This window comes from Lentibacillus populi (assembly GCA_014642895.1).
Lineage (GTDB): Bacteria > Bacillota > Bacilli > Bacillales > Amphibacillaceae > Lentibacillus_C > Lentibacillus_C populi.
This window is the reverse complement of record BMJD01000027.1, coordinates 47,873-59,622: the sequence shown is the minus strand read 5'-3', so window position 1 is coordinate 59,622 and position 11,750 is coordinate 47,873. Positions and strand designations below refer to the sequence as shown.

14 protein-coding genes, 1 pseudogene and 1 riboswitch are annotated in these 11,750 nt (G+C 38.9%); of the genes and pseudogenes, 11 read left to right on the top strand and 4 right to left on the bottom strand.

The genetic code is table 11. From position 1 onward, the window contains the following. The 4 genes and pseudogenes from IEX12_RS15225 to IEX12_RS23725 form a co-directional block, all read left to right on the top strand. Positions 1 to 430 (top strand): DinB family protein (locus tag IEX12_RS15225; RefSeq protein ID WP_188725452.1); only part of this gene is annotated, 430 nt, incomplete at its 5' end. Between the two features lie 251 nt (positions 431 to 681). Next, complete coding sequence (locus tag IEX12_RS15220; RefSeq protein ID WP_088053337.1) at positions 682 to 1,572, top strand: Rpn family recombination-promoting nuclease/putative transposase; 891 nt, start codon at positions 682 to 684, stop codon at positions 1,570 to 1,572. A 209-nt stretch (positions 1,573 to 1,781) separates the two neighbouring features. Next, positions 1,782 to 2,093 (top strand): aminoglycoside 6-adenylyltransferase, encoded by a 312-nt coding sequence (locus IEX12_RS15215; RefSeq protein WP_284732551.1) that lies wholly within the window; start codon positions 1,782 to 1,784, stop codon positions 2,091 to 2,093. Between the two features lie 702 nt (positions 2,094 to 2,795). Continuing rightward, positions 2,796 to 2,966, top strand: a pseudogene (locus tag IEX12_RS23725) (DUF6688 family protein); the annotation flags it as partial. Between the two features lie 161 nt (positions 2,967 to 3,127). On the opposite strand, the gene IEX12_RS15205 reads toward IEX12_RS23725, so the two are convergent. Then, positions 3,128 to 3,613, bottom strand: a complete 486-nt coding sequence (locus IEX12_RS15205; RefSeq protein WP_286171179.1) for a hypothetical protein — start codon at positions 3,611 to 3,613, stop codon at positions 3,128 to 3,130. A gap of 320 nt (positions 3,614 to 3,933) precedes the next feature. Here IEX12_RS15205 and cyoE point away from each other — a divergent pair, with 320 nt between their 5' ends. Continuing rightward, complete coding sequence (cyoE, locus tag IEX12_RS15200; RefSeq protein ID WP_155555248.1) at positions 3,934 to 4,869, top strand: heme o synthase; 936 nt, start codon at positions 3,934 to 3,936, stop codon at positions 4,867 to 4,869. A gap of 60 nt (positions 4,870 to 4,929) precedes the next feature. Here the strand turns inward: cyoE and IEX12_RS15195 are convergent, their stop codons facing one another. Continuing rightward, positions 4,930 to 5,130, bottom strand: coding sequence for a hypothetical protein (locus IEX12_RS15195; protein WP_088053341.1), 201 nt, complete (start codon positions 5,128 to 5,130; stop codon positions 4,930 to 4,932). 118 nt (positions 5,131 to 5,248) lie between these two features. On the opposite strand from IEX12_RS15195, the gene IEX12_RS15190 reads away from it, so the two are divergent. From IEX12_RS15190 to IEX12_RS15165, 6 genes are all read left to right on the top strand, one after another. Then, entirely contained in the window at positions 5,249 to 5,530 is a 282-nt protein-coding gene (locus IEX12_RS15190) for a GNAT family N-acetyltransferase (protein ID WP_088053342.1), read from the top strand. A gap of 193 nt (positions 5,531 to 5,723) precedes the next feature. After that, on the top strand, positions 5,724 to 5,954 hold the full coding sequence (locus IEX12_RS15185; RefSeq protein ID WP_188725450.1) for an excisionase family DNA-binding protein: 231 nt from the start codon (positions 5,724 to 5,726) through the stop codon (positions 5,952 to 5,954). 19 nt (positions 5,955 to 5,973) lie between these two features. After that, the gene (locus tag IEX12_RS15180) at positions 5,974 to 6,882 is read left to right on the top strand and encodes an RluA family pseudouridine synthase (protein WP_286171178.1); all 909 of its coding nucleotides are present in this window, start codon (positions 5,974 to 5,976) and stop codon (positions 6,880 to 6,882) included. A 132-nt stretch (positions 6,883 to 7,014) separates the two neighbouring features. After that, positions 7,015 to 7,161 carry a MerR family DNA-binding transcriptional regulator gene (locus tag IEX12_RS23880; protein ID WP_088053344.1) on the top strand — a complete coding sequence of 49 codons (147 nt, stop codon included), beginning with the start codon at positions 7,015 to 7,017 and terminating at the stop codon, positions 7,159 to 7,161. Between the two features lie 77 nt (positions 7,162 to 7,238). Then, positions 7,239 to 7,580 (top strand): hypothetical protein, encoded by a 342-nt coding sequence (locus IEX12_RS15170; RefSeq protein ID WP_159457865.1) that lies wholly within the window; start codon positions 7,239 to 7,241, stop codon positions 7,578 to 7,580. A 163-nt stretch (positions 7,581 to 7,743) separates the two neighbouring features. Next, positions 7,744 to 8,394, top strand: coding sequence for a VC0807 family protein (locus IEX12_RS15165; protein ID WP_088053346.1), 651 nt, complete (start codon positions 7,744 to 7,746; stop codon positions 8,392 to 8,394). Positions 8,395 to 8,430: 36 nt separating this feature from the next. Here IEX12_RS15165 and IEX12_RS15160 read toward each other — a convergent pair whose 3' ends face one another. Then, entirely contained in the window at positions 8,431 to 9,423 is a 993-nt protein-coding gene (locus IEX12_RS15160; RefSeq protein ID WP_188725448.1) for a DmpA family aminopeptidase, read from the bottom strand. A 97-nt stretch (positions 9,424 to 9,520) separates the two neighbouring features. Beyond that, complete coding sequence (locus tag IEX12_RS15155) at positions 9,521 to 10,879, bottom strand: alkaline phosphatase (RefSeq protein WP_088053348.1); 1,359 nt, start codon at positions 10,877 to 10,879, stop codon at positions 9,521 to 9,523. Between the two features lie 366 nt (positions 10,880 to 11,245). Beyond that, a riboswitch (FMN riboswitch) is annotated at positions 11,246 to 11,395 on the top strand. Positions 11,396 to 11,750: the final 355 nt, after the last annotated feature.

The window sequence follows — 11,750 nt, the reverse complement described above, 5'->3', positions numbered from 1 at the left end:
AACAGCTTGCCACGATCAAAATACTTGGTTTGTGTCGTTAAGGAATGCAATCGATGGCATATCCGAGGAACAGGCATCATGGAAAGACAATGAGTCCACAAATTCGATATGGGAAATCGTTAATCATTTAGCCTTTTACAATCAACGATATTTAAATCGCTTCAATGGGATTCCTAACGCTAAGGGAGTAAATTCCAATGATTCCACGTTTTATAATAATGGTGAAATAAGCTGGCAATCAACTATAAAATTAATTGACAAGATAATGACCGATTGGAGAAGTTCAATTAATAATTGTAACGATGAAAAAATGAATGATTGGTCTTCGGAAATTGCCCATCTCACGCTTCACAATGCATATCACATTGGGCAAATTGTCCATATTCGTAAACAAATGGGGGCTTGGGACCGGGAACAAGGTGTTCATTAGCCAGGTTCCGATTCCTTTGATGTTTCCTACGCGTAATATTTACCGGAGTATGCTCAAAAGTCAGGCAAAAAGCACATATTGAGTCTATCCGTTGGCCAATCCTGTTGCGTAATCAAAATTGAAATTGAATATAACTGGGAAACGGTCAAAAAATCCGGAAACGCTTGTTCTTATTATACTTTTTGATATACTGAAGGTAGTTAAACACCTCGGTCACTTCCACTTCATACCCCCATAAAGGACGTGTTATAATGACAGTAGCTACATTAGTAAAAGAAAGCACACCTAGCTATACCAAGCATGATCAACTATTCAAGCAATTAATCAACACATTTTTTGAAGAATTTCTGGAGGCCTTTTTTCCGGAAGTCCACCACTACGTAAATTTTCAAGCCATCAAGCCACTCTCCGAAGAAGTATATACCGATTTAATCGAAGGAAAGACTCGAAGACTGGACATTATTATGGAGACTAAACTGAAGGGTGCGGAGACAGTCATTATTGTTCATGTCGAACCACAGAGTTATGTTGAGACAGGTTTTCATAAACGGATGTTTCATTACTTTAGTCTTTTGTATAACAAATACAAAAAGCCAATTATCCCTATAGCCGTTTTTAGCTATGATGGAAAATGGGAAGAGAATACGTATACAATGGAATTTCCTTTCTTTCATGTGCTAACTTTTAACTTCATGACACTGCATTTGCGCAAAAAGAATTGGCGCGACTATAGTAGATTGGATAATCCAGTAGCTGCGGCATTACTAAGCAAAATGGGGTATAAGGAAGAAGAAAAAGTTCATGTAAAAATGGAATTTCTGAAAATGATAGCTAGAATGGAAATCAACCCCGCTAAGCAAAGATTGATTTATGGATTTTTTGAAACGTATTTGAAATTGAATGAAGAAGAGGAGGAAGAATTAATGGAAGAGATTAAACAGTTGAAAGATGCAGATAAAATATTGGAGATTCCGATATCGTATGAGGAGAAGGGGAAAAAGATTGGAAAAGAAATTGGAAAGGAACTTGGGATTAAGGAAGTTGCGCTTGAAATGCTAAAAGAAGGAGCTTCAATAGAATTTATTGCAAAAGTAACTCACCTGAATAAAGAGGAGATAAAAAATCTGAGGGAAACGTTATAATACTGGAAATAATTCCAAGATGGAGTGCCGTCTTGGGTTTATTTCGTTTCCTTAAATAGTTAACATTTATTAACGTAAAATGGAAAATTGCTGGTGAAGAAGCCAATAAATTTGATGGTTAGTAACTAACGGAAGCAGGTTTTGAGAATTGGAGGGAGGAAATGAATCTATGCGGAATGAAAAGGAAATGATGGATTTAATTTTGAACACTGCATGAACAAATTAATCGTAATGTGCTAATCCGCATGATTGAATGGAATATAGGTATTAAAACAGATTTTTTAAGAAGCGCGGGTAAACACGGTAAGTATTTTGAAGATTTTCTTGAAAAAGATGAATGGAGGGAATTTATCGAAACATACACAAATGCAGATTATGAATGCATATGGGACTCGCTTTTTATAATGAGTGATCTATTTCGAAAAGTAGCATTATTGCCGATCATTTTGGATTTATATATCCGTATGATGATGACAAAAATGTTACTGCTTATCTTAAACGTATTAAAAAATTGCCATTAAATGCTCAGGATATGCACAGGTAAAGTAGTAACATTAATGATTTTTATTTATGTATGTAAGGATGTTATAATTCTCTAATTAAAAATGAGGTATAAAAAAGAAAGTAAGATTTTTGAATAGAGAGGTGGGGAAGCGTGTTGAAAGTAACAAAAGAATATACTTTGAATTCCCATTACGGTTTTAAAGATAGGTTGGAAGGATATGTTATTGTTAATATCTCGATTGGCTCACAGGGAGAGGTATGCGTTCTTGCCGTCGATAGAATACCGGATTATGTGGATGATATGTTTCCACAGATTCAAACTGAAGAAGAACGTCATTATAAGATTATTATTCAATCACAAAATGAAATACAGGAAATATCTCTATCTAACCAGAAATGGGATTATCACTTTATTCAGCCAATAGAAGATGGTAACATACTATTAGCCTCAGCGCGCTCCTATTTTTACAACAGTAATAAGTATGATTTAAATGCGAGGATCTTTGATGCTAAAGGAAATTTAATAAGACAATTCCTGCTCGGTGACGGAATTCAGGATCTGTATGTTACACAACAAAACATCATCTGGACCAGTTACTTTGATGAGGGTGTTTTCGGGAACAATGGCTGGGAGGTACCAGTTGGCAAAAATGGTTTGCGAGCTTGGGATGAAAAAGGTGCTACGTTATATAAATATTCAAATACGTTGGCACCGAACATATGGCTATCCAATCAGCAGACATATCAATTCACAATGGTCCGCGGACATTGTCTATCTTTTGATGAAGCCTTTGGAATGGTTTTTTCTCATTGTGCTGTACACAGTGGATAAAAATCCGGAAAACCGGATTCATATCCAATATAGTGATTGGTGTAAACGAGGGAACTAGGGCAGTAATCCTCGTAAAAATGTTGTGAGCTTATAATCCGAACTGTAAACGCGCAATAGGTGTAATGACTACGTGATCCCAAGACATAGGCCGCTGCCTGGTAAATTATTTTAAACAGAGAAAATTAGAGGGATTAACTGAGGGCTACTTATAAAAGCTTCTTAATTGTCCTTCAACTCTACATCATGCTCATCTGCCAATTTGTTAAGTTCATGCTTATAATCACGTATATGCTTTTTCGCTTCATCGAGCATCCCGTTTGCCTCCTCAATCATGCTCGGATCCTGTTTTTCCAATGCATGTGTAATTTTGACAAATGCATTGTATTGCGTGTCTGCCCCCTTAATGTATAGTTCGTGGATTTTTCTTAATTCATCCGTTTCTACATTTACATAATTTAACTCATTGATGAATTCATTGTAATTTGGAAGTACTTCGTCGACTAGGGCAGCATACATCGTTTGATCATCTGAATAGTTGGCACCCGACACATTGTCATAGGCAGATATAGCGACATTTTCCAATTCGAATGCAGGGCTCATTTCTTTGTTTACATAATTTAGCAGATCATCCTGCACCGCATCATTAAAGCATCCAGCCAATAAGATAACAAAGGGAAATAGTACCGTTAAAACCTTCTTCAACACTTTTCACCTCCTTATACCCCACCATATGTAGCAATGGACGTCCAAGATCACGTAAAAGTGTTATTCTTTAATAATTTTTACGGCATTGAAACGCTAATCACAAATCGGTAAAAGGACTTTCTTCGCGTTTTGATGATTGTAACTAAGAAGGGAAAAACGAAAAGCGAACATACCCGGGCGAGTCACTCCATCCTTTGGTAAAGTAAAATATATTATGACTATTGTTTCAAGTTCTTTTGACTTAAATAATTTTGCTAAAACCGTTACAATAGTAATAACACTTATTATTAGGGTGGATTCCACTTTTAGGAGGAAACGAAATGAACAAAGCGGATACACCTTCTTCATTGAAGATTGGAAATGCTCATGTAGCAACGAAACCAAATTCCTTAATCGCTGATTTTAAAGAGCTATTTAAAGCGATTGTTTTAATATCAAATGTGTTACCTGTTCTTACGGGGTTTTGGCTTGCTCTCCATTTTACAAATTCAACCTTTGCCGAGAACTGGGAATTGTTTGTAATTACGATAGTCGGCAGTACCTTTGTGATGGCAGGGGCGCTTATCCTGAATAACTGGTATGATGTCGATATCGATGCGGTAATGGATCGGACAAAAAAACGGCCTACAGTAACAGGTCATATTTCACTAAAAACTGTGCTGATACTCGGAATTGCTCTTTCTGCAATTGGGTTAGTTATCTTGCTGTTAACAACACTTGAAGCAACAATTTATGCTTTCATCGGCTGGTTTACGTATGTCTTTTTGTATACCATGTGGTCCAAACGAAAATATACGTTGAATACCATTATTGGAAGTATTTCCGGGGCTGTTACGCCTTTAATTGGCTGGGCAGCAATCGAGCCGGCATATCATGTCGTACCAATTGTCTTGTTTTTTATTTTATTTATTTGGCAAATTCCACATACTTTTTCGATCGCTATCAAAAAATATGATGAGTATAAGGCAGCAGGGGTTGCCATGCTTCCGGTTGTGCATGGATTTAACTTTACCAAACGGCAAATGGTTGTGTATATTGCCTGCTTATTACCATTGCCATTTCTGTTAGCGCCGCTTGGAACAACATTTATAGTAATCGCCACCGCTCTAAACGTTGGCTGGCTTATTTTGGGTATTCGCGGTTTTTCTGCAAAAGATAATTGGCAGTGGGCCCATAAAAACTTTATTTATTCGTTAAGTTATTTGACCATACTATTCTTGATGATGATCGTTGTAACCTTGCCTGCAGCTGGTTAAGTTGTTCCGGATCTAAACTAAAATAACCAGGGGAAGCAAATTTATCCCCTGGTATCTTGTTTAATGTTTACCGGCTGAATTGTTATCCAGCCTGTTTTCCTCTTTGTTTTTTAATTTGTTTACGTAATGAGCATTTTTCGTATTGTTAAAGTCATCTCGTACGCCCATTTGTACACCCGAAGGATCATGGGCAATAGAATCACGTCTGCCATCAAAATGGGGAGAGGGTTGAGATCCGGTATTGGCAGTCTCTCTAGGCATGTTAATCACCCCTTTCCTGATTAGAATAGGAATATGGATGAAAAATATGTATTAAGGATTTTACGTCTTCTAAAATGTTAACGTGATCATTTTGTATAAATTAAAAGGAGAGAATATGATGGTTACTATTAAGCAAGGTAAAAACAAGTTTTTTGTAGGTGAGAATGAAGAAGAGCCATTGGCAGAAATTACATTTACACAGTCTGGCGATACCGATTTAATTGTTGACCACACGTTTGTGCAGGATGAACTACGTGGTGAAGGTGTTGCTGGAAAGCTAGTAGAACGAGTGGTAAAGTACGCGAGAGAAGAAGGGAAGAAGATTATTCCGGAGTGTTCATATGCAAAAAATAAAATCGAAAAAACACCGGAATATCATGATGTGCTTAGTAAGAAGTAATTAGGCTATTCCCGAATTGATAGGGGGGAGGGGAAGATAACCGCCTCCGTCTCCTGTCTCTTCTTCGGATGTTCACTCTCCCGACTGCCTCTTGTAGAAGGGCTATTTTATCATATAAGTTCCTGTCAGAATTAGTTTTTATCGTAAATTACCGTATAATTACATATATCAATTAGTCGGAAAGGATATTCACATGTACCTCACCATAAAGGAAACAGCAGAATATTTGTCCATTGATGAAGTGGAAATTAGAGCATTCGTCTTACAAAATCGAATTCGCGCAGTGCATGATGGGGAACAATACTTCATAAACAAGGAGCAATTCACAACCCATTTCGAACAGGTAGAAAACTATAGAAAACAGATTCAGGAATATTTAAGCGAGCCAATTCCTGAGGACATCGATGTTAAAGACGAGGACTAATGATAAAGGAGCCTACAATTTGCGGCAAAACAAGAAGTATCCCAGCAAGCGACAGGAAAAATCCCTCACGTACAAGGTGGAAGATCCAACAGAACTTTTACCATTTTTATTAAAGGTCATGGCAAATCGCAGCAGAAATTCCGTTAAATCCATTCTTTCACGGGGGCAGGTTACGGTTAACAATCACATCGAAACAAAATATAATTATCGTCTCCAACCTGGTCAAACTGTTACCATTTTAAAAAATAAAGCGGCTGTCAAAGAAAGTACATTTATCGGCATGTCCATACTTTATGAGGATGGTGACATCATCGTGGTTAAAAAGGATGCTGGTCTATTATCAATCGCAACCAAAAAGGAGAAGAAAAAAACTGTCTATCACCAATTAATGGACTATGTACGTCGGGAAAATTCCCAACGCCGTATTTATGTCGTTCATCGACTTGATAAAGAGACATCTGGTGTTATGATGTTTGCCAAAAATGAGCAGGTGAAGCAGGCCTTGCAACATGCTTGGAAGGAAAATGTGAAGGAACGTACCTATGTTGCACTTGTGGAAGGAAAATTAACAAAAGATAAGGGAACGATAGCGTCTCGGCTAAAAGAAAGCCGCACACACCTAATGTATTCCAGCGGGATAAAAAATGACGGACTGCATGCAATTACACATTACCACGTCATCCAATCGAATAAAAACTTTTCCTTATTAGAAGTCCGTCTTGAGACTGGACGGAAAAACCAAATTCGTGTCCATATGCAAGACCTTGGGCATCCGGTTGTCGGAGATAAAAAATACGGGGCGACTGGAAATCCTATTGGGAGACTTGGACTTCATGCGAAGGTGCTAGCTTTTGAGCATCCGACTACAGGGGAGTTATTGCGGTTTGAAGCCGATGTGCCAAAAAATTTTTTTGATAAGGTGAAATAAAAAGCGGATTGATCCCAACTCGATATTCTTGTACTTGTACATGAACAATCGGATTATTAAAAAAACACTTGCACCTTACGTAACGTAAACCTATATAATAAAACTTAATAGTTGTTACAGGGTGAAGTATATATGTGTTCGATTGGACAGTTAGCTGGGATGAATGATGTTACTGTACGAACGTTAATGTACTATGATGAAATTGGTTTATTGTCTCCCGCTGAGGTGGGGAGTATGATTCTAAGAAGGCTGCGAAATTACAAGTTATTATCATGTTGAAAGATCTTGGGTTCAGCCTCGATACAATACATGGAATATTGGATCAACAAATCAGGACCCCAAAGGATTTGCTTTGTATGCGTCTGAAAGTAATTGAACTGGAGCAACAACAGCTTGAAAAGTCGAAGGAAACAATTCGTTCGCTTATTCAAGTGATGGAATTGGAGGGGAAAGAGGATTGGGACAATCTATTTACAAAGTTTTTCCCTCCCCAAAAGGATAAAAAGCAAATGAGAGAAATCTGGAATCGTCATTTCACTGCAAAGGAACAGCGTTTATTAAAAAACTTGCCAAAGGCCGGCAAAGATTATGAAGAAATAAGTAAGTGGGTAGACATTGTAAACGATATCCGCAAAAATCTTGATAAGGATCCCACATCAAATGAAGCACAGAAACTGCAAGACGATGGCTGGATCTAGCATATGAGATGTACGATGGAGACCGGGATCTTGCGCACAAAACTTGGCAAGTTAACCTCGAAAATAAAGTACCAGGATTCTATCAATTTGATGAGGAAATTGTGCAATTCATGAATGAAGCATGTGAACATTTGTTCCGCGGTTATGAACAAGGTGAGAGCCTATGAAAAAGAATATCATGGTGCTGGATATAGTTTGTTATGCTGCTATTCCATATTTGCTTTGGGCGCATGGAAGAGATATTTTTGGAGATTATCTTGCTTTACTATTATCAACTGTTCCCGGATTTATTTATACAGTGTATCGGTTTATAAAAGAACGACAATTTAATATAGCAGGCCTGTCTATCATTGGATCATTGGTGATAAGCACAACCGTAAATCTCCTGTCAGCAACTGCTGAAAGTATGCTTTGGAATCAGGTATATTTAGGATTTGGCTATGCTGCATTCTTTCTATTGTCCATGGCTATCAGGAAACCATTAGCACTCTATTTCGCTGTGGACTGGGCTTATTTGCAAGGTTACCGGCGAAAGGATAGTCTGGCTTTATATAATACTAAAGGAATTTTTGTGTGGTATCAATTACTCACGTTAGTGTTTGTGTTCCGTTGTGTTTTTCAAAACTCCCTGAAAGCCTGGTTAATTCAAGCCTATGGAGTGGATGCATATGGCCAGCTATTAATTTACATGAACATAAGCGGCTTTATTTTTAGTGGGATCATTTTTGCTGGCTTCATTTTTGTAGGTGTAAAGATAAACAAATTTTTAGAAGCAGGTCGGCATGAGCAGACCGTTAAGCCATTAGAGGGGTAGTATTAGCAGACTAAAAAACGAGCATCTGCCCGTTTTTTAAACAAAAGGGGCCTTCTCGACCACTCGTCCCTTTCTGCCTTTTGTCGTTTCCGCTTTTTTGAGAGAACGAATCACTGCTTCTTCCGTGACTTCTACTACCGCTTGAAAAAGCTTATTCATAGCCGGATGATCATCACGTACAAACGTCATGGATGCTACATGCTCGTTACTTTCATGGCTGTATGGATTGGCTGTTGAAAAGGCGATTGCGATATCACCACTGCCATTCGCAATATGGCTTCCAGTTCGGCCTAATCCTGCGGTACAACGTTTGGCTAATCGCTTCAACTGCCTGTCATAAAGCGGGGCATCGGTCGCAATGATCATCATGATCGAGCCATCGGGCATAGTAAGCTTTTCTGTGTCCCAGCTAGTGAAAAGAGCGTCTTCTCGCTTGCCGAAATTACTTAGTACGAGACATCCAACCGTATATTGCACATCATCGACCGCAACGAGGCGGGAAGAAGTGCCGATTCCGCCCTTATACCCAAAGCAGACCATCCCTTTCCCAGCACCAACAGCACCTTCTATTACGGGTTTACTTGTTGCGTTTCGGATCGCTTCTATTGCATGCTCCGGTTTCACCGCTTGCAGACGCATCGAATTTAAACAACTATCATTACACTCACCCACAACAATATTAATCGAACTTGCCGAATCGCCAATTTCCTCGTTTTCATTCAGCATGTATTGTAGTGTTCCTTGCAAGACTGTGCCTACACTGAATGTGTTGGTTAACATAATCGGTGACTCCAGTAGCCCAAGCTCATCAACTTGGACAAGTCCAACCGTTTTCCCGTACCCGTTAATAACAGAACTTGCTGCACGGACTTTTTTCGTAAAAAGATTTCCACCATGCGGCAGGATAGCTGTTACGCCAGTACAAATGGTATCCTGTTGATCGATTTTTTCATATAGCGTTACATGTCCAACCTTGATACCGGAAACATCCGTAATACAATTCGAACTGCCTTTTGGTAGAGATGTCATTTTGTTTGCTCCTTTCAAGCTTTTACCATTATTATACCGATATTCAATGGATAAAAATAGACTTGCACCATTCTAAAGGAGCAAGCCTATGAAATGTTTATTTTAAAAACCTGAAAACTTCATTCGCAATGTCCGTGTTTTCGATCAATCCGGAAAATCGTTCACTCTTTGGACCGTAAGCATATACTGGTACATCGACCCCGGTGTGTCCGCCAGTAGTAAATCCGACACCAGCCCGCTTATTAAATACCTCCGAAATTCCATGATAGAGGGTATCAAAATCGTCGCTGTCAGCAGCTTCCCTAATTGACTGCAGCTCATTTTCTGTGAAATCAAATTCAACGTACTCATCTAACACGTCCTCAACTGACGCTCCATTGATTATTTGCTGAGCCATAAATTCAGGTGTGCGTTTAGCTGCTTTGATTGCATCTGGGTTGAAATTATATCCCCCGTCACGCCCAATCGAGAATCCTCCTGTTGCATGATCGGCAGTTAAGACAACTTGAGTATGCTTGTTTTCTTTGGCAAATGCAATGGCTGCTTCGAATGCCTTTGCGAAATCCTCCATTTCACTCATGACACTAACGGAATCGTTATCGTGTCCGGCCCAGTCGATTTGGCTGCCCTCAATCATAAGGAAAAATCCATCCTTATCTTTACTTAATTTTTCTAACGCTGCTTTCGTCATATCTTCTAGTGAAGGTGTAGATTCATCACGATCAATTGCCTTTGGCAGACCTACCGGAGCAAATAAGCCAAGTAACTTCCCATTTTTATTTTCTTCCATTTCGCCAGCAGATGTCACATAGCTATAGCCGTCTTCTTTAAATTCTTGAATTAGATTTCGATCATCACGATCAAAATAATTGGTACCGCCTCCAAGCATGACATCTATCTTATGTTTTCCACTGATCATTTCGTCAAAATAGTCATCAGCAATTGCATCATAGTTTTGTCTGGAAACATCATGTGCACCAAAAGCTGCTGGTGTAGCATGGGTTATTTGTGATGTTGAAACAAGCCCAGTTGCCTTTCCTTTTTCTTTTGCGGCCTCTAGTACGGTCTTAACAGGCTGTTTATCTGTATCAACAGAGATAGCACCATTATATGTTTTTATTCCCGCTGCCATCGATGTTGCTGCAGCTGCTGAATCGGTTATATTCTCTTCTTCGTCGTTAGAATACGTCTTTGCCATTCCTGTAAAATAGGTATCAAAAATAGTTTTCTCCATCTCTGGGGTGGAAGGATCATCTTTCATGTAACGATATGCTGTGGTATAAGCAGGGCCCATACCATCACCAATTAGTACGATTACGTTTTTTGCTTTGCCTTTGTTGTGAGGTGTTTCTTTGTGCTTTGGGCTATCAGCATAAGAGCTTACACCGTTTGCTCCAAGCAATCCGCCTACAGTAAGGATACAAATAACTACAATCAGCCATACTCTTTTTCTCATGATTCTCCTCCTTAGTAAAGTTATAATAAAACTATGAAACTACTTTTATAGTAGAATAAAATGTTCTTTTTAAACATAGTCGATTAGTTGTGAATTTTTAATGTATTCTTAATAGAGTTTAGAGATTCTTTAAAAGTAGTCGAAAATAGTTAAATCGAACTGCAAAAGTCTACATAGGGCTAAACCAGAATTATTTTCTTATCAAAAAACAGTATTTTTAGCGCGGTTCGAACGTCATAAATCCATTCTTTGATCCAAAATGCACGGTAACAGCAAAAATGAACACGCTGGAATAAAAATATAAAGTTCAAAAAACTTGCGATCAAATCCCATTTACGTTATAACTAACATACAACTTCATATCGCAATTTCCTTCGGGGCAGGGTGCAATTCCCGACCGACGGTAAGGAACTCATTTTTGTTCTAAGTCCGTGACCCGTGCGGTTTGAATACCAAACGGTGGATCTGGTGAAACTCCAGAGCCGACAGTTATAGTCTGGATGGGAGAAGGAATTTCGGATAGAAGCTATCTGTGTATAGAAAATACTTATAGAGATGTATGTTTTTTTACGTCCAATCTATTAGTATACCTTTTTTTCAAGGGATAGGAAAGTATAAAATTTTAGCCCTATTCAGCTTGGATCAAGGTAGGCCACGTCCGGCTCCAGCGCCCAGCGGCTAGTGTGCTTCCTTCACCTCCGTACGATAAGTCAACATCGGTTCGCTTCCAGCTCACCGTGTTTCCTTTATCTCCTACGGCTCAGTCCAGCACATACGCCGCTAAACGGTCGCTTGCGCCTTTGTTCATACATAGGTTTATTGCTTGTTGATGAAAATTCTGTTCTTACGCCTCCGAAGCTTATTCGGGGGC

Excerpts from the sequence above, each read along its gene's own strand:
- IEX12_RS15220 (WP_088053337.1), top strand. The coding sequence starts at position 682 with ATGACAGTAGCTACATTAGTAAAAGAAAGCACACCTAGCTATACCAAG.
- cyoE (WP_155555248.1), top strand. The coding sequence starts at position 3,934 with ATGAACAAAGCGGATACACCTTCTTCATTGAAGATTGGAAATGCTCAT.
- IEX12_RS15195 (WP_088053341.1), bottom strand. The coding sequence starts at position 5,130 with ATGCCTAGAGAGACTGCCAATACCGGATCTCAACCCTCTCCCCATTTT.
- IEX12_RS15190 (WP_088053342.1), top strand. The coding sequence starts at position 5,249 with ATGGTTACTATTAAGCAAGGTAAAAACAAGTTTTTTGTAGGTGAGAAT.
- IEX12_RS15185 (WP_188725450.1), top strand. The coding sequence starts at position 5,724 with ATGTACCTCACCATAAAGGAAACAGCAGAATATTTGTCCATTGATGAA.
- IEX12_RS23880 (WP_088053344.1), top strand. The coding sequence starts at position 7,015 with ATGTGTTCGATTGGACAGTTAGCTGGGATGAATGATGTTACTGTACGA.
- IEX12_RS15170 (WP_159457865.1), top strand. The coding sequence starts at position 7,239 with ATGCGTCTGAAAGTAATTGAACTGGAGCAACAACAGCTTGAAAAGTCG.
- IEX12_RS15165 (WP_088053346.1), top strand. The coding sequence starts at position 7,744 with ATGAAAAAGAATATCATGGTGCTGGATATAGTTTGTTATGCTGCTATT.
- IEX12_RS15160 (WP_188725448.1), bottom strand. The coding sequence starts at position 9,423 with ATGACATCTCTACCAAAAGGCAGTTCGAATTGTATTACGGATGTTTCC.
- IEX12_RS15155 (WP_088053348.1), bottom strand. The coding sequence starts at position 10,879 with ATGAGAAAAAGAGTATGGCTGATTGTAGTTATTTGTATCCTTACTGTA.